At 68.1% G+C, this 17,332-nt stretch carries 17 protein-coding genes and 1 pseudogene; 14 read left to right on the top strand and 4 right to left on the bottom strand.

Annotation, left to right across the window (positions count from 1 at the left end; translation table 11 throughout):
* Positions 1 to 1,725, top strand: coding sequence for an EAL domain-containing protein (locus tag M3U25_RS05640; protein ID WP_160947198.1), 1,725 nt, complete (start codon positions 1 to 3; stop codon positions 1,723 to 1,725).
* A gap of 162 nt (positions 1,726 to 1,887) precedes the next feature.
* Here the strand turns inward: M3U25_RS05640 and M3U25_RS05635 are convergent, their stop codons facing one another.
* The 4 genes from M3U25_RS05635 to flgA all read right to left on the bottom strand — a co-directional run bounded on the left by M3U25_RS05635 (position 1,888) and on the right by flgA (position 4,562).
* Complete coding sequence (locus M3U25_RS05635; RefSeq protein ID WP_355497668.1) at positions 1,888 to 3,108, bottom strand: ATP-binding protein; 1,221 nt, start codon at positions 3,106 to 3,108, stop codon at positions 1,888 to 1,890.
* An 84-nt stretch (positions 3,109 to 3,192) separates the two neighbouring features.
* On the bottom strand, positions 3,193 to 3,537 hold the full coding sequence (locus M3U25_RS05630; protein ID WP_242158640.1) for a flagellar protein FlgN: 345 nt from the start codon (positions 3,535 to 3,537) through the stop codon (positions 3,193 to 3,195).
* The gene (gene flgM, locus M3U25_RS05625) at positions 3,534 to 3,851 is read right to left on the bottom strand and encodes a flagellar biosynthesis anti-sigma factor FlgM (protein ID WP_355497672.1); all 318 of its coding nucleotides are present in this window, start codon (positions 3,849 to 3,851) and stop codon (positions 3,534 to 3,536) included. Before flgM ends, M3U25_RS05630 begins: the two co-directional genes overlap by 4 nt.
* Before the next feature lie 66 nt (positions 3,852 to 3,917).
* Positions 3,918 to 4,562 carry a flagellar basal body P-ring formation chaperone FlgA gene (flgA, locus tag M3U25_RS05620; protein ID WP_355497675.1) on the bottom strand — a complete coding sequence of 215 codons (645 nt, stop codon included), beginning with the start codon at positions 4,560 to 4,562 and terminating at the stop codon, positions 3,918 to 3,920.
* A 113-nt stretch (positions 4,563 to 4,675) separates the two neighbouring features.
* Here flgA and M3U25_RS05615 point away from each other — a divergent pair, with 113 nt between their 5' ends.
* From M3U25_RS05615 to M3U25_RS05555, 13 genes and pseudogenes are all read left to right on the top strand, one after another.
* Entirely contained in the window at positions 4,676 to 5,626 is a 951-nt protein-coding gene (locus M3U25_RS05615) for a chemotaxis protein (RefSeq protein WP_242158635.1), read from the top strand.
* A gap of 156 nt (positions 5,627 to 5,782) precedes the next feature.
* Positions 5,783 to 6,181: a flagellar basal body rod protein FlgB gene (gene flgB, locus M3U25_RS05610; RefSeq protein WP_242083481.1), complete on the top strand. Its 399-nt coding sequence runs from the start codon at positions 5,783 to 5,785 to the stop codon at positions 6,179 to 6,181.
* A gap of 3 nt (positions 6,182 to 6,184) precedes the next feature.
* Positions 6,185 to 6,592: a flagellar basal body rod protein FlgC gene (flgC, locus tag M3U25_RS05605; protein ID WP_160947193.1), complete on the top strand. Its 408-nt coding sequence runs from the start codon at positions 6,185 to 6,187 to the stop codon at positions 6,590 to 6,592.
* 41 nt (positions 6,593 to 6,633) lie between these two features.
* Complete coding sequence (locus M3U25_RS05600) at positions 6,634 to 7,311, top strand: flagellar hook capping FlgD N-terminal domain-containing protein (protein ID WP_355497682.1); 678 nt, start codon at positions 6,634 to 6,636, stop codon at positions 7,309 to 7,311.
* Between the two features lie 31 nt (positions 7,312 to 7,342).
* Positions 7,343 to 8,566 carry a flagellar hook protein FlgE gene (flgE, locus tag M3U25_RS05595; RefSeq protein ID WP_355497685.1) on the top strand — a complete coding sequence of 408 codons (1,224 nt, stop codon included), beginning with the start codon at positions 7,343 to 7,345 and terminating at the stop codon, positions 8,564 to 8,566.
* A gap of 106 nt (positions 8,567 to 8,672) precedes the next feature.
* A complete protein-coding gene (locus M3U25_RS05590; RefSeq protein WP_355497688.1) occupies positions 8,673 to 9,428 on the top strand; it encodes a flagellar basal body rod protein FlgF in 756 nt (251 codons plus the stop codon).
* Between the two features lie 103 nt (positions 9,429 to 9,531).
* Positions 9,532 to 10,317, top strand: coding sequence for a flagellar basal-body rod protein FlgG (gene flgG, locus M3U25_RS05585; RefSeq protein WP_355497691.1), 786 nt, complete (start codon positions 9,532 to 9,534; stop codon positions 10,315 to 10,317).
* Positions 10,318 to 10,340: 23 nt separating this feature from the next.
* Positions 10,341 to 11,042 (top strand): flagellar basal body L-ring protein FlgH, encoded by a 702-nt coding sequence (gene flgH / locus M3U25_RS05580; protein ID WP_355497693.1) that lies wholly within the window; start codon positions 10,341 to 10,343, stop codon positions 11,040 to 11,042.
* 8 nt (positions 11,043 to 11,050) lie between these two features.
* Entirely contained in the window at positions 11,051 to 12,169 is a 1,119-nt protein-coding gene (locus tag M3U25_RS05575; protein WP_019796242.1) for a flagellar basal body P-ring protein FlgI, read from the top strand.
* A gap of 1 nt (position 12,170) precedes the next feature.
* Entirely contained in the window at positions 12,171 to 13,385 is a 1,215-nt protein-coding gene (gene flgJ / locus M3U25_RS05570; RefSeq protein ID WP_355497697.1) for a flagellar assembly peptidoglycan hydrolase FlgJ, read from the top strand.
* A gap of 11 nt (positions 13,386 to 13,396) precedes the next feature.
* On the top strand, positions 13,397 to 15,271 hold the full coding sequence (gene flgK / locus M3U25_RS05565) for a flagellar hook-associated protein FlgK (RefSeq protein ID WP_355497699.1): 1,875 nt from the start codon (positions 13,397 to 13,399) through the stop codon (positions 15,269 to 15,271).
* Positions 15,268 to 16,470, top strand: a complete 1,203-nt coding sequence (flgL, locus tag M3U25_RS05560) for a flagellar hook-associated protein FlgL (RefSeq protein WP_355497702.1) — start codon at positions 15,268 to 15,270, stop codon at positions 16,468 to 16,470. Before flgK ends, flgL begins: the two co-directional genes overlap by 4 nt.
* Before the next feature lie 335 nt (positions 16,471 to 16,805).
* Positions 16,806 to 17,332, top strand: a pseudogene (locus tag M3U25_RS05555) (flagellin); the annotation flags it as partial.

The raw sequence follows: 17,332 nt of genomic DNA, 5'->3' as shown, positions 1-17,332 counted from the left end.
ATGTGGAATCCCGCCAGCGCCGTACCCGTGGACGACGAACTGCCGTCGCGCCTGGGTGCGGGTCACCCCGCCCTGACCGGCATGATCGCCGAGGCCTTGGCCGGCGGGCCGGGGGTGATGCTGCTGCACATCGACATCGACCACTTCGCCTCGATCAACGAGAACATGAGTCCGGAGGTCGGCGACCAGGCGCTGGCGCTGCTCGCGCACCGGCTGCAGGCGCACCTGCGCGGCCGCGGCCTGCTGTGGCGCCACGGCAGCGACGAACTGGTGATGGCGGTGCCGCGCACTGCCGACGTGCCGCCGCCGGAAGCCTTCGCCGAGGAGATCCGGCAACAGATCGAGCTGCCGCTGTCGGTGCTGCCGTACACCCTGTTCATGACCGGCAAGATCGGCGTGAGCCTGTGCCCGGAGCATTCCACGCGGCTGTCGACCCTGCTCGACTTCGCCGAGGACGCGGTCTACCAGGCCGCGCGCGAAGGCGGCAACCTGGTGCGCCTGTACGCCGCCGACGGCCCGCCGAGCGCGCACAGCGAGAGCATCATCTCGCGGCAGATCGTCGACGCCATTCCCAACGGCGAACTGCGCCTGCGCTACCAGCCGATGGTCAGCGCCCGCGACGGCCGCGTGGTCGGCATGGAATCGCTGCTGCGCTGGCAGTCGCCGACCCTGGGCATCCTGGTGCCGGAGCGCTTCATGCGCACCGCCGAGCGCCTGGGCGTGATCGTGCAGATCGGCACCTGGGTGATGGAAGGCGCGCTGCGCCAGGCGCGGCTATGGCGCGACCAAGGCTTCGACGACTTCACCATCGCGGTCAACGTCTCCACCCTGCAGCTGCTGCGCCCGACCTTCTTCAACGAAGTGATGTCGGCGCTGCAGGTGGCCGGGGTGCCGCCGCAGATGGTGGTGCTGGAGATCAACGAGAGCGCGCTGACCAACAACGTCAACTTCGTCCACGAGACCCTGGCCAACCTGTGCCGCGAAGGCATCAGCCTGAGCCTGGACAACTTCGGCACCGGCGATTCCAGCCTCAGCGCGCTGGTGCGCTACCCGGTGGACAAGCTCAAGATCGACCGCAGCTTCATCAAGAGCGCGCCGGCCGGCAACCGCGAGGCGGCGATCGCCCGCGCGATCATCGCCATGGGCCACCAGCTGGGCATGGTGGTGATCGCCAACGGCGTCGAATCGCAGGCGCAACTGGGCTTCCTGCGCCGCAACGACTGCGACATCTTCCAGGGCTACCTGTTCGGCGAACCGATGTCGGCCGAAGCCGCCGGCATGGCCCTGCGCCGGCGCTACCTGCGCCCGGAATCGTTCACCGAGACGCGCCCGGATCGCACCCTGCTGCTGCTCGACGACGAGGAGAACGTGCTGCGCTCGCTGGTGCGCCTGTTCCGCCGCGACGGCTACCGCATCCTCGCCGCCGGCAACGTCCGCGACGCCTTCGACCTGCTCGCCACCAACGACGTGCAGGTGATCCTGTCCGACCAGCGCATGTCCGACATGAGCGGCACCGAGTTCCTGGGCCGGGTGAAGATGCTCTACCCCGACACCATCCGCCTGGTCCTGTCCGGCTACACCGACCTGGCCACCGTCACCGACGCGATCAACCGCGGCGCGATCTACCGCTTCCTGACCAAGCCCTGGAACGACGACGAACTCCGCGAACACATCCGCCAGGCCTTCCGCACGCACGACGAACAGCGCCGGGATGCGGGCCCCTGAGAAGCCGGGATCGGGGAATGGGGAATCGGAAATGGGAAAAGCCGCATCGCGGCTTTTCATTTTTCACATCAAATCATTGAGGCGACATCGGGTACGCGGAAATCGAACAGCGGCCGTGCTGCCCGCTTTTCCGATTCCCCATTCCCGATTCCCCATTCCCAGCTACTTCGGCTGCCTCACCGGAATCACGATCCGGAACGTGGAGCCTTCGCCGACGGTGCTGCTGACGTCGATGCGACCGTGGTGCTTGTTGATGATGCCGTAGGAGATCGACAGGCCCAGGCCGGTGCCGCTGCCGACCGGCTTGGTGGTGAAGAACGGGTCGAAGATGCGCTGCAGCAGGTCCGCCGGAATGCCGGCGCCGGAGTCCTTGAACTCGATCCACACCTCTTCGCCGTCCTGGCCGGTGCTGACCACGATGGTGCCGCGCTCGCCGATCGCCTGGCCGGCGTTGAGCAGCAGGTTCATGTACACCTGGTTGAGCTCGGACGGCAGGCACTCCACCAGCGGCAGGTTGCCGTAGTGGCGCTCCAGGGTGACCTTGTACTTGAGCTCGTTCCAGATGATGTTGATCGTGGATTCCAGGCCCGAGTGCAGGTCCACCAGCTTCCACGACTCTTCGCGGCCGGAATACGAGAAGTCCTTGAGGTCGCGGACGATGCGGGTGACCCGCTCGATGCCTTCGCGCGACTCGGCCATCAGTTGCGGCAGGTCGCGGCTGATGAAGTCGATGTCGAAGCGGTTGCGGATGTCGTCGATCTCCGGGATCAGCGCCTTCGGGTCGGGCGCGCGCAGGGCGCGCTCGTAGGCCTCGATCAGGGTGAACAGGCTGCGCAGGTATTCCTGCAGGCTGCCCAGGTTGGAGTGGACGTAGCCGATCGGGTTGTTGATCTCGTGGGCGACGCCGGCGGCGAGCTGGCCGATCGAGGCCATCTTCTCCGACTGCAGCAGCTTTTCCTGGGCGCCGTTGAGGCGCAGATAGGCCTGGCGCAGTTCGGCGTGGCGCTGCTGCAGCTCCTGTTCGTAGTCCTGCTGGCCCTCGATGCCCTGGATCAGCATCAGGTAATGGCCGCCGCCCGCGTCGGCATGGAAGTACAGATGCGCCAGCACCACGTGCTGCTCGGTCGGCAGGCTGCCGCTCCAGCGGCCGCTGCTGCGTGCCTGCGACAACGCATCGCTGGGCAGCCACTGCGCCAGGTGCGCGGCCAGGCCGCCGGCGTCGGCGCCGGAAAGATGGCGGCGCGCCGCGCTGTTGGCCAGCAGCAGCTGGCCGTCGGCGCGGAACAGCACCACGCCTTCGTACAACAGTTCGCTCAGGGCGAGCAGTTGCTCGCGCGCAGGCAGGACAAGCGGTTCGGTGGGATTGATTTCGGCGAAATTCACGACAGGCCGCGGGCGATCGATGGATGCCCAATATACGCCGTTGCCGCCGGCGGATGCGCGCCCCGCCGTGGGACGCGCTGCGGCTTACGCGACCGCCAGCGGACGCTGGGAGAGCGGCGTGCTTGACTCGCCGTTGGCGTCGTAGGACGACGCGCTCTCGCTGCGGCCGAGGTGGCGCAGCGCCCAGTTGACCTCGCGCCGGCGCCGCGACAGCAGCGCGCCGTTGGCGCGGTTGGCGTCGGCGAGTTCGCGCAGGCGCAGTTCGGCCTCGGCGCCGGCGGGCACGTCGGCCTCCAGTGCGCGTAGGGCCGCCAGCTTGGCGCTGGTCGCCTGCATGAGGCCTTCCACGTTGTGATCCAACAACGCCTGGCGCTCGCCGGCGAGCGCGTCGCTGAGCTGCTGCAGGGGGTTGGTCACGGACGTGTTCATGCGCCGAGTTGCCGATCCATGTCGATCATGCGGTTGGCGATCGCGTCGGGGTTGATCTTGTAGCTGCCGTTCTGCAGCGCCGAGCGCACCGCATCGACGCGGCTGCTGTCCACCGCCGGAGCGGCCGACAGTTGGCGTTGCAGGGTCTGCAGGCCGGAGGCCTCGCCGGTCAGGCGCAGGCTGTCGGTTGCAGCGGCCGCACCGACCGCACGCTCCTTGCCTTCCTCGGCCGCGCCGGAGGCGGCCTTGGTCGAGACGGATGACGTGCGAAGGGTGGCCGGGCTCGGCAAGCTCCCTTCAATTTTCTGGCTCATGACGGACATCCTGTTACGGGTTCGGTGTAAGTAACGGCACAGCGTCGGAGAACTTTAGCCGGGATCTCATCGCGTCACTAAAACGTCGCCGTTCTGTGACACAGTTCCCTGAACGATGCGTTTGGACGACAGGTTTTCGACGGTCACCCGCTCGTTTTCGCCCGCATCGCCCAGTGCGCGCCCGGACATGCGCACTTCCAGGCCGCCGCTGCGGGCCACCAGCGCCACATTGTCGCCGCGCCGGACCAGCCGCGGCGCGACCAGGTCGGTGGCGGACAACAAGGTGCCGGCCGGCAGGGTCCGCCGCACCACCTTGCCGATCGCCGCCTCCGGTTCGGTCATCGCGGCGCCGACGATGCGCGCCGCGTCGCGCTTCTCGGGAACGATATCGGCCGCGCCGATGGTTTCTCCAGCCGACAGGCCGCGCGCCAGCACCAGGACGTGCTGCATGCGCCGCACCTTGACCGGCACGAACAGCCGCCAGCCGGTCTCGCGCGGGCAGCTCACTTCCACGGTCGTGGTACCGGTCGGCTGGGCCTGCAGCGGCACCGGGCACAGCGGCACCCGTACCGAGGGGTCCAGGGTCGCCTCGGCATCGGCGTCGGCGCCGGCCAGGGACAGCGCCGCGGCACGGATCGAGTCCACCGACTGGAAGTCCGCGGCCCAGGCCGGCGTGGCCGCCAGCAGGACCAGCAATAGGATCGGGCGCATCGCCGTCTCTCTCGGAAAGGTCGCCGACACGATGCAAAGACCGTGCCGGAAACCGCACGGTCGATCTGCGCCCTGCCCTCAAGTTCCGCCACGACAGCGCCGATATGAACGCCATGAGTCACGACCTTCTCAACCGAATCGACCAGCGCACCCGCTTGGCGGGCCACAACCGGCTTGCCCTGCTGCTGTTCCGGCTGGGTGGTCGCCAGCTTTTTGGCGTGAACGTCTTCAAGGTGCAGGAAGTGCTGCGCCGGCCGGAGCTGTTCCAGGTGCCGGGGCTGCCGCTGCAATTCTCCGGCGTCGCCGACGTGCGCGGGCGCTCGGTGCCGGTGCTCGACCTGGGCCTGGCCATCGGCCACCCGGAGCGCGAGCCGAACGCGGACACCGCGCCAGGCTATCTGGTGGTGACCGAGTTCAACCGCTCGGTGCAGGGCTTCCTGGTCAGCGGCGTGGAGCGCATCGTCAACATCGCGGTGGAGGACATCCATCCGCCGCCGGAACTGGGTGCCGAATCCAGCTACCTGACCGCGGTGACCCGCTTCCAGGGCGAGCTGATCCAGGTGATCGACGTGGAAAGCGTGCTGGCCGACATCGCCCAGACCCGGGTCGAGGCCAACCTGGACCCGTCGCTGGCGCTCACCGGCCCGCAGTTGCAGGTGCTGGTGGTCGACGACTCGCGCGTGGCGCGGCAGCAGATCCGCAGCGTGCTGGACCAGCTCGGGGTCGCCGCGACCCTGCTCTCGGACGGCCGCCAGGCCCTGGACCATCTCTTGCAGATCCACGCCGCAGGCGAGAATCCGGCCGAGCGCTACGCCATGGTGATCTCGGACATCGAGATGCCGGCGATGGACGGCTACACGCTGACGACGGAAATCCGCCGCCATGCCGGCCTGTCCGGCCTGTACGTGCTGTTGCACACCTCGCTGTCGGGCGTGTTCAACAATGCGATGGTCGAGCGCGTGGGCGCCAACGCCTTCGTGGCCAAGTACAGCCCCAACGAGCTGGCTGAGTACGTGCTGACCCGGCTGCGGGTCGTGGCCGCGGCCGCGCAGGCGGCCGCCTGACTCGGGCGCCGCGCCCGCCGCGCGGCCTGCCCGAGCTTTTATAACGCGCGCGGGGCGCCCCGCCTCCCGCGGCAACCCCCTGATCTCACGGGCCTTGCGCCCGACTTTGGCACGCGCCTTGCTTGTGGTTTCGGCAACGAACCGCGGGATCGTGCCATGTCCAATCCGATCACAGCCTACTTCGGCGTCCACGGCGACGCCCTGCCGCTGCGCGAGCAGCGCATGAAGCTGATTGCCAGCAACCTCAGCAACGTCGACACGCCCGGGTACAAGGCCCAGGACCTGGATTTCGACGCGGCGATGCGTGCCGCGCAGGGACAGCGCGAGGGGACCCAGCTCGCGGTCGACGACAGCCGCCACATCGCGGTCGGCGGCGATGGCCTGAACCCGTTCCAGGTCACCCGCGTCGCCAGCCAGCCCAGCCTGGACGGCAACACCGTCGATCCGGACGCCGAACGCGCCGCCTACGGCCGCGCCGCGCTGGAGTACCGCGCCTCGCTGAGCTTCCTCGAATCCAAGGTGCGCAGCATGCTCACCGCGATCACGGGCCAATAAGCCATGAGCAACCTGCCGATCTTCGACGTCGCCGGCTCCGCGCTGCAGGCGCAGTCGGTGCGCATGAGCACCATCGCCAGCAACCTGTCCAACGCCGATTCGGTGGCCGGCTCGGCCGAGGCGGCCTACAAGCCGATCGAGCCGATCTTCCAGGCGGTGCGCAATCCGCACGACAGCAGCCTGACCTCGGTCAACGTCAAGCAAATCGCCACGACCAACGCACCGCCGATCAAGCGCTACGAACCCGGCCATCCGCTCGCCGACGCCGACGGCTACATCTATTCGCCCGATGTGGACCCGGTCTCGCAGATGGTCAACCTGATCTCCGCCTCGCGCAATTACCAGGCCGGCGTGGAGGTCCTCAACACCGCCAAGGAACTGGCGCTGGCCACCTTGACCATGGGCCGCTGATCCGCCCTCCCTCCGCCGCGTCACGTCCCAGGACCGCTTCCATGACCAGCGTCACCAGCTCCACCGACACCACCTATTCCAGCCTGGGCCTGAGCGCCTCGAGCAACACCAGCACCACCAGTGGCAAGGCGCTGCAGCAGGCCGACTTCCTGAAGCTGATGACCGAGCAGCTGCAGCACCAGGATCCGCTCAAGCCGATGGACAACAGCCAGATGGTCGCGCAGATGGCGCAGCTGTCCACCGTGCAGGGCATCGGCGACCTCAACAAGACCGTCACCGCGCTGTCGGCGTCGATGAGCACCGACCAGGTGCTGCGCGGCGCCAACCTGATCGGGCACAAGGTGCTGGTGCCGTCGGCGACGCTGCCGCTGGCCGCCGAAGGCAGCACCGGCGGCCTGGTCGCGGCCAAGGCCGCGGGCGTGGTCGACGTCACCGTCAGCGACGCCAACGGGCAACCGATCAAGAAGATCAGCCTGACCACCGACAAGGCCGGCCAGCTCGATTTCGCCTGGGACGGCACCGACGCCAGCGGCAAGCGCATGCCGGCCGGCAGCTACAGCATCACCGCTGGGCAGACCGATGCCCAGGGCAACCACCTGTCCCTGTCCACGTACGTCCAGGCGCGGGTCGAGAGCGCCATCATCGGATCGGACGGCATCTATCTCGACCTGACCGGGCTCGGCACCACGCCGCTGACCAACGTCCTCCGCGTCAGCTAACGCCACGCCCGACAATCCTCAGGAGTCCACCATGGGTTTCAATACATCGCTGTCCGGCCTCAGGGCGGCCAATACCGACCTCAACGTCACCGCCAACAACATCGCCAACGCCAACACCACCGGCTTCAAGGGCTCGCGTGCCGAGTTCGCCGACCAGTTCACGCTCAACGGCTACGGCCTGGCACGCAACGCGGTGGGGTCGGGCGTACGCGTCAGCAACGTCGCCCAGCAGTTCTCGCAGGGCACCATCGATCCGACCGGGCGCAGCCTGGACCTGGCCATCTCCGGCTCCGGCTTCTTCACCCTGTCCAACAACGGCGCCCGCGTGTACTCGCGCGCCGGCAACTTCCAGACCGACGCCAACGGCTATGTGGTCAATCCGCAGGGCGCGCGCCTGCAGGTGTTCCCGCCGGCGAGCAACGGCAACGGCTTCGCGGTCGGCACCCTGAGCGACCTGCGGTTGCTGACCACCGACAGCCCGCCCAAGCAGACCGGCACGGTCAACCTGACCTTCACCCTGCCCGGCAACACCAAGCCGCCGACGGTGACCACGTTCAATCCGAACGATGCCAACAGCTACAACAACTCCAGCGGCGGCACCACGGTCTACGATTCGCTGGGCGTGGCGCACGTGCAGACCTCGTACTTCGTCAAGACCTCCACGCCCAACCAGTGGACCGTCTACAACTACGTCGACGGCGTTGCCGCCGGCGGTGCCAGCACCCTGCAGTTCTCCAACAGCGGCGCGCTGGTCAGCCCGACCGACGGCAAGATCGCGCTGGGTACCTTCACCCCCAGCACCGGCGCCGGCACCCTGTCGCTGACCCTGAACGTGTTCGGATCGACCCAGTACGGCGAAACCTTCGCGCTGCGCGGCGCGACCCAGGACGGCTACGCCAGCGGCAAGCTCAACTCGATCAGCATCGACGAAAAAGGCATCGTCTACGCGCGCTACTCCAACAACGCGGACAAGGCACTGGGCCAGATCGCGGTGACCAACTTCGTCAACCCGCAGGGCCTGAGTTCGCTCGGCGACAACGCCTGGGCGGAAAGCTCGGCGTCCGGCATCGCCCGCACCGGCTCGCCGGCGACCTCGGATTTCGGCAGCGTGCAGTCCGGCTCGCTGGAATCCTCCACCGTCGACCTGACCGAGCAACTGGTCAACATGATCGTGGCGCAGCGCAACTTCCAGGCCAACTCGCAGGTGATCTCGACCCAGGATCAGGTCACGCAGACGATCATCAACATGCGTTGATGACCCACGGGAATCGGGAACGGGGAAACGGGAATCGTGAACGCGGTTCCCGCCACCGACCTCCCGCTTTCCGCCATTCCCGATTCCCCATTCCCGGTTCCCTCCAATGGACAAAGCGCTCTACGTCGCCATGACCGGCGCCCGCGCCTCGCTGCAGGCGCAGGCCACCGTGTCGCACAATCTGGCCAATGTCGAGACCTCCGGGTTCAAGGCGGCGCTGGCCAACACCGAGGCGTATCGGATTCCTGGCGCCGGTTATCCGTCGCGCATCGATGCGCTGCACATCGACCAGGGCTTCAATCGCGACGTCGGCGCCCAGCACATGACCGGCAATCCGCTGGATCTGTCGTTGGATGCCGATCGCTGGCTGGCGGTGCAGTCCTCCGATGGCAAGGAGGCGTACACGCGCGGCGGCGAATTGGCGCTGACGCCCAACGGCCAGCTGGTCACCGCCAGCGGCCATGCGGTGCTCGACGACCAGGGCAACCCGGTGGCGATCCCGCCGCACCAGTCGCTGGAAATCGGCAACGACGGCACCGTGTCGATCGTGCCGTTGGGCGAAGCCCCCACCGCGATGAGCACCATCGCCACCCTCAAGGTGGTGCAGGCGCCGGCGGACCAGCTCACCCGCCGCCCCGACGGCCTGATGCGCAACGTCAGCGACGATCCGGCCAAGGCCTTCGCGCCGGCCACCGGCAATTCGCTGCGGACCGGCGTGCTCGAGGGCAGCAATGTCGATGCCGCCGGCGCGCTGGTGCAGATGATCCAGTTGCAGCGTCAGTTCGAAATGCAGGTGAAGGTCATCAAGAACGGCGACGAGAACGCGCAGTCGGCCAACACGCTGTTGCGCCTGAACGGCTAAGGCGCGCCGCGGCGCCCGCAGGCGCCGGTTTGGCACGGCACATGCATCAGTCCCTGCGCCCCCGGCGCGTCGTGCCGGGGCCACCATCAGAGGAATTCGGGTCATGAATCAGGCTTTGTGGGTCGCCAAGACCGGACTGGATGCGCAACAGACGCGCATGTCGGTCGTCTCCAACAACCTGGCCAACACCAACACCACCGGCTTCAAGCGCGACCGCGCCAACTTCGAGGACCTGCTGTACCAACAGCTGCGGCAGCCCGGTGGTGCCAGCTCCTCGCAGACGCAGTTGCCCTCTGGCTTGCAGGTGGGTACCGGCGTGCGCGTGGTCGCCACCGCCAAGGATTTCGAGCAGGGCAGCCAGCAGCAGACCGGCCGCGCCCTGGACGTGATGGTCAACGGCCGCGGCTTCTTCGAAGTGCAGATGCCGGACGGCACCTCGGCCTACACCCGCGACGGCAGCTTCCAGATCGATGCGCAGGGCCAATTGGTCACCAACAGCGGCTACCCGATCCAGCCGGGCATCCAGATCCCGGAAGGCGCGCAGTCGGTGACCATCGGCTCCGACGGCACGGTGAGCGTGCAGGTCGCCGGCACCGCCGCCGCGCTGCAAGTCGGCTCCCTGACCCTCACCGACTTCATCAATCCCTCCGGCCTGCAGGCCCAGGGCCAGAACCTGTACGTGGAAACCGCCGCCTCCGGCCCGGCCACCAACGGCACCCCCGGCCTCAACGGCCTGGGCAAGATCGCGCAGGGCGCGCTGGAAGGCAGCAACGTCAACGTGGTGGAAGAGCTGGTGAGCATGATCGAAACCCAGCGCGCCTACGAGATGAACGCCAAGGCCATCTCCACCACCGACTCCATGCTCGGCTATCTGAACAACAACGTCTGATCCCCTCGCCTCCGGAATCCGCCATGTCGCGCCTGTCCTCTCTCTCCTTCTCCGCCGCGCTGCTGCTGCCGGTCCTGCTCGGCGGTTGCGCCGGCCTGGGCGTGGCCGCCGGCGACGTGCGCCCGTACGCGCCGATGGCGCCGATCACGCCGGTGATGGCGCCGCAGGCGCAACCCACCGCCGGTGCGATCTACGCCGCCGGCCCCGGCCTGCAGCTGTATTCGGACCGTCGCGCCCGCGACGTCGGCGACCTGCTGACCATCACCCTGGTCGAAAGCACCAACGCCAGCAGCACCGCCAACACCAGCATCAGCAAGAAGGATGCGGTGACCATGGCCACGCCGACCCTGCTCGGCGCGCCGCTGACCGTCAACGGCAACAACATCCTCAAAAACTCCACCAGCGGCGACCGCAGCTTCGCCGGCAAGGGCAACACCGCGCAGAGCAACACCATGCAGGGCAGCATCACCGTGACCGTGATGCAGCGCCTGCCCAACGGCAACCTGGTGATCCAGGGCCAGAAGAACCTGCGCCTGAACCAGGGCGACGAACTGGTGCAGGTGCAGGGCGTGGTCCGCGCCGCCGACATCGCCCCGGACAACACCATCCCCTCCAGCAAGGTGGCCGAAGCGCGCATCGCCTACGGCGGCCGCGGCGCGGTCGCGCAGTCCAACGCGATGGGCTGGCTGAGCCGCTTCTTCAACTCGCGCATCTCGCCGTACTGAGGCCCGCCATGAATCTCCTGTCCCTGCCCTGCCGCCTGCTCGCCGCCGTCGCCCTGTGCGCGGGCCTGGCCGCGCCGGCCGCGGCCGAACGCATCAAGGACCTGGCCCAGGTCGGCGGCGTGCGCAACAACGCGCTGGTCGGCTACGGTTTGGTGGTCGGCCTGGACGGCAGCGGCGACCGCACCAGCCAGGCGCCCTTCACCGTGCAGAGCCTGAAGAACATGCTCGGCGAGCTGGGCGTCAACGTGCCGGCCAACGTCAATCCGCAGCTGAAGAACGTCGCCGCGGTGGCGATCAGCGCGCAGTTGCCGGCGTTCGCCAAGCCGGGCCAGACCATCGACATCACCGTCTCCTCGATCGGCAATGCCATCTCGCTGCGCGGCGGCACCCTGCTGATGGCGCCGCTGAAGGGCGCCGACGGCCAGGTCTATGCGGTCGCCCAGGGCAACCTGGTGGTCGGCGGCTTCGGCGCGCAGGGCAAGGACGGTTCGCGGATCTCGGTGAACGTGCCCAGCGTCGGCCTGATCCCCAACGGCGCGACGGTGGAACGCGCGCTGCCGGACGTGTTCGGCAACACCGGCGAGATCACCCTGAACCTGCACCAGCCCGATTTCACCACCGTCTCGCGCATGGTTTCGGCGCTGGAAAGCACCTTCGGCCCGGGCAGCGCGCACGCGGTGGACGGTTCCACCGTGGCGGTGCGTTCGCCCACCGACCAGAGCGCGCGCATCGGCCTGCTGGCACGCATCGAGAACGTCGAGCTGTCGCCGGGCGCGGCACCTGCCAAGGTGGTGGTCAATGCCCGCACCGGCACGGTGGTGATCGGCTCGCAGGTCCGGGTCAGCCCGGCGGCGATCTCGCACGGCTCGCTGACGGTGACCATCAGCGAAGGCACCCAGGTCAGCCAGCCGAATGCGCTGAGCGGCGGCCAGACCGTGGCCACGCCCAAGTCCACCATCACCGCCACCAACGAAGGCAGCCGCATGTTCAAGTTCGAGGGCGGCACCTCGCTGGATCAGATCGTTCGGGCGGTCAACGAGGTCGGCGCCGCGCCTGGCGACCTGATCGCGATTCTGGAAGCGCTCAAGCAGGCGGGTGCCCTGAGCGCGGAGCTGGAGGTGATCTGACATGCGTATCTCGGCCGCTCCCTTCGACCTGCACGCCTCTACCCAGAACGATCCGGCCAAGATCGACAAGGTCTCGCGCCAGCTCGAAGGGCAGTTCGCCAACATGCTGGTCAAGAGCATGCGCGAGGCCAGCTTCGGCAACTCGCTGTTCCCGGGCGAGAACCAGACCTTCCGCGACATGTACGACCAGCAGCTGGCCAAGGGCCTGACCGACGGCAAGGGGCTGGGCCTGGCGGCAATGATCGCCAAGCAGCTCGGCGGCGGGCAGCCGGCGGCGAGCGAGACGCCCAACACGGCGCTGGGCGCAGCCAAGGCGGCCAAGGCCTACTCGCTGGTGTCCGGCCAGTCCGGCAACGGCCCGATGCCGCTGCAGGGCGAGGCCGCGCTCGGCGCCGGTGCCGCGGCCGGCGCCGGCGTCGGCCCGTGGAGCAGCGCCGATGGCGCGGCCCCGCAGCACCAGGTCGACCAGGTGCTGGACATGATCGCCGGCCGCGAGAGCAGCGCCCTGCACCAGGCCATCGGCAGCAGCCCGGCCGACGGCAGCGCCGGCCTGTCCTGGGCCGGCGCCGACGACCGCTGGTCGAACCTGCAGGCGGCCGCCGACAGCGGCAGCGCCATCGATCCCAGCGCCGCGGCGGCCGCCAATGCCGCGGCGGCCAGCCTCGGCGAGCGCACCCCGGAAGGCTTCGTGGCCAAGATCTGGAACCATGCGCAGAAGGCCGCGCAGGAACTGGGCGTGGACGCGCGCGCCCTGGTCGCGCAGGCCGCGCTGGAAACCGGCTGGGGCCGCCGCGGCATTTCCCGCGGCGACGGCGCCAGTTCCAACAACCTGTTCGGGATCAAGGCCACCGGCTGGAACGGCGATCGCGTGACCACCGGCACCCACGAATACGTGGACGGGGTCAAGCAGTCGCAGACCGCCGATTTCCGCGCCTATTCCTCGCCGGCGGAAAGCTTTGCCGACTACGTGCGCCTGCTGAAGACCAATCCGCGCTATCAGCAGGCGCTGAAGGCCGGCACCGACATCCGCGGCTTCGCCCAGGGCCTGCAGCGCGCCGGCTACGCCACCGACCCGGCCTATGCGGCCAAGATCGCCGCCATCGCCGGCGGCCCGACCATCGGTCGCGCGGTCGCCGCGATCGGCAGCGCCGCCGCCGGCGGCATCGAGCGCGTGCTGGCCAGCACCGTCGATTCGTCCGGCCTCGTGCGCCGCTGAGGTAGCCGCCCATGTCCATCCTCTCTACCGGTACCGGTGCCCTGCTCGCCTTCCAGCGGGCCCTGTCGACGGTCAGCCACAACGTCGCCAACATCAACACCGACGGCTACAGCCGGCAGCGGACGACGTTCGCGACCACGGTCCCCAGCCAGTACGGCAGCGAGTTCGTCGGCAACGGCACCCAGATCACCGACGTTTCCCGCGTCGCCGACCAGTTGGCGATCTCGCGCCTGTTCGACAGCACTGGCGAAGTCGCGCGGCTGAAGCAGTTGTCCAGCCTGTCCAGCCGCGTCGACGGGCTGTTCTCGGACAAGGCCACCAGCATCGCCAGGCAGTGGTCGAACTTCTTCGACGCCACCACCGGCCTGTCCTCCAACGCCTCGGCCAGCGCCAACCGGCAGAACCTGCTGGACGCCGGCAATTCGCTGGTGACCCGCTTCAAGCAGCTCAACGGCCAGCTCGACTCGCTCGGCAGCGAGGTCAACAACGGCCTGCTGGCCGGCACCGCCGAAGCCAACCGCCTGGCCACCGAGATCGCCAAGCTCAACGGCCAGATCGGCTCCAACGCCAATGCCGCCGCGCCGGACCTGCTCGATCGCCGCGACCAGATGATCAGCCAGCTCATCGGCTACACCGGCGGCAGCGTCATCCAGCAGGATGGCGGGATGATGAACGTCTACACCTCCGGCGGCCAGGCGATGGTGGTCGGGACCAACGCCTCGACGCTGGTCGCCAGTCCCGATCCCTACCAGCCGGAGCGGCTGCAGATCGCGGTGAAGACACAGGGCGGCACGACCCCGCTGAGCGAAAAGGCGCTGGGCGGGCAGATCGGCGGCTTCCTGGAGTTCCGCAGCACCGTCCTGGATCCGACCAAGGCCGAGCTCGGCCGCATCGCCACCGGCCTGGCCAGCAGCTACAACCAGCAGCACCACGCCGGCATGAACCTGTACGGGCAGATGGGCGGCGATTTCTTCAATCTGCCGCCGCCGAGCGTGGACGGCAACAGCGCCAACACCGGCACGGCGGCGTTCACCGCCAGCGTCAGCGACCTGAGCAAGCTCGACGGGCAGAACCTGCTGTTGACCTACAACGGCACGAGCTGGAACGCCAGCCGCGCCGACACCGGCGCCAGCGTCCCGATGAGCGGGTCCGGCACCAGTACCGACCCGTTCGTGGTCAACGGCGTGACCCTGCAGGTATCCGGCACCGCCGCCAGCGGCGACAAGTTCCTGCTGCAGCCCACCGCCAACACCATCAGCAAGCTGTCCGTGGCCATCAGCGACCCCTCGCGCATCGCCGCGGCGACGCCGATCCAGGCCAGCGCCACGCTGAACAACCTGGGCACCGGCAAGGTCAGCAACGTCACCGCGACCGACGCCAGCAACGCCAACCTGCTGACGCCGGCGAACATCGCCTTCATCGATTCCACGCATTACTCGATCAACGGCGGCGCGCCGCAGACCTACACCGCCGGGCAGACCATCAGCGCCAACGGCTGGAGCCTGACCATGGACGGCGTGCCGTCCGCCGGCGACAGCTTCGCGGTGGGCCCCACCGGGGTCGGCTCGAGCAACAACGGCAACGCGCTGCTGCTGTCCAACCTGGACGATGCCAAGGCCTTCAACGGCGGCACCATCACCCTCAACGGCGCAGTGGCCGGCCTGACCACCACGATCGGCTCGTCGGCACGCCAGGCCAAGTACGCCGCCGACGCGCAGGACGTGATCCAGAGCAGCGCCCAGGATGCGCGCGACTCGCTGTCCGGCGTCAACCTCGACGAGGAAGCGGCGGACATGCTGCGGCTGCAGCAGGCCTACCAGGCGGCCTCGCGCCTGATCTCCACCGCCGACACCCTGTTCCAGTCCATCCTGAGCGCGGTCCGATGAGCAATCGCATCTCCAGCGGCATGATCTTCAATCAGTCGCTCAACACCATGCTCGGCAAGCAGGCGACGATCTCGCACCTGCAGCAGCAACTCTCCACCGGCCAGCGCCTGGTCAGTGCGGCCGACGACCCGGTTGCCGCCGGCACCGCGGTCACCCTGGATCGCACCGTGGCCGCGCTGGCCCGCTTCGGCGACAACGCCACCAACGTGCAGAACCGGCTCAACCTGCAGGAGAATTCGCTGTCGCAGGCCGGCAACCTGATGGCCCGGGTCAAGGATCTGGCGGTGCAAGCCAATAGTTCGGCGCTGACCACCCCCGACCGCAAGGCCATTGCCGCGGAACTGAAGACCCTGCACGACAGCCTGCTGAGCCTGTCCAACAGCACCGACGGCTCCGGCCGCTACCTGTTCGGCGGCACCGCCGACGACGCCGCGCCGTTCGCCGTGGTCTCCGGCAACGTGGTCTACAGCGGCAACCAGACCCAGCGCAGCGTGGAGATCGCGCCGGACACCAAGGTCTCCGACACCCTGCCCGGCAGCGAGATCTTCATGCGCGTGCCCACCGGCGACGGCACCGTGGACGCGCACGCGGCCGCCGGCAACACCGGCACCGGCCTGTTGCTGGATTTCAGCCGCGCCGGCTCCGGCAGCGCCTGGAACGGCGGCAGCTACAGCGTCGTGTTCACCGCCGCCACCACCTACGAGGTCCGCGACAGCAGCGGCGCGGTGGTCAACACCGGCACCTATGCCGCCGGCGAGAGCATCGGCCTGCCCGGCCTGAAGATGCGCGTGGACGGCGCCCCCGCCGCCGGCGACAGCTTCCAGATCGGCCCATCGACCACCAAGGACGTGTTCTCCACCATCAGCAACCTGGTCAACCTGCTCAACACCGATCCCATCACCCCTACCGCCAAGGCCGCGCTGCAGAACGGCCTGCAATCGTCGATGCGCGACATCACCCAGGCCTCGTCGAAGCTGATCGACGCGCGCGCCGCCGGCGGCGCCCAGCTGGCGGCCATCGACAACGCCACCGATCTGCGCGAAGCCAACAACGTGACCCTGAAGACCACCCTGTCCTCGCTGCGCGACCTGGATTACGCGCAGGCGATTTCCCAGTACCAGTTGGAACAGTCGGCGCTGAAAGCGGCACAAACCATCTTTACCCAGATGCAGAAGATGTCGCTGTTCGACCGACTCTGATCATCGTGCGATAAACCCGATATACCAAAAGGCCCGGAGCGCGGCGACGCCTCCGGGCCTTTCGCGTTATACAAAGATCGCCATCGCCGCTGGATCAGTAGACAACGCGCATGCGGCCCTAAAGTTTGCCGGAATCCGGCCGAGAAAGGCGCTCCGCGGTGTTCCAGGTGTTTTGCGCATCGCCGGAACGGCAAATTTTCTGCAGTGAATCGCTAAAGCTTGCGAGCCTATTGCCGTTACTTGTATCACCAGCCGCACTGGCCAATTGATGGCCCCCTGCGGAGACTCCAGGCACCGACCGGTTGCCGGACAAATCGCTAAGAGGAGATATCAAAATGGCACAGGTCATCAATACCAACGTAATGTCGCTGAACGCTCAGCGGAACCTCAACACCACCAGCACCAGCCTGGCGACGACGATCCAGCGCCTGTCCTCGGGCCTGCGCATCAACAGCGCCAAGGACGATGCGGCCGGTCTGGCGATCTCCGAGCGCTTCACCACCCAGATCCGTGGCCTGGACGTGGCCTCGCGCAACGCCAACGACGGCATCTCGCTGGCGCAGACCGCCGAAGGCGCGATGGTCGAAATCGGCAACAACCTGCAGCGTATCCGCGAACTGGCGGTGCAGTCGGCCAACGCCACCAACTCCACCACCGACCGCGGTGCGCTGAACTCGGAAGTCAAGCAGCTGGCCGCGGAAATCGACCGCGTCTCCAGCCAGACCAACTTCAACGGCACCAAGCTGCTGGACGGTTCTTTCTCCGGCGCGCTGTTCCAGGTCGGTGCCGACGCGGGCCAGACCATCGGCATCAACAGCATCGTCAATGCCAGCGCCGCCGCGCTGGGCAAGGCCGGCTTCGC

The sequence above is a fragment of the Xanthomonas sp. PPL134 genome (assembly GCF_040595915.1).
Taxonomy (GTDB): Bacteria; Pseudomonadota; Gammaproteobacteria; order Xanthomonadales; family Xanthomonadaceae; genus Xanthomonas_A; species Xanthomonas_A indica.
The sequence above is the reverse complement of the archived record's forward strand: the minus strand, read 5'-3'. Positions and strand labels throughout refer to the sequence as shown.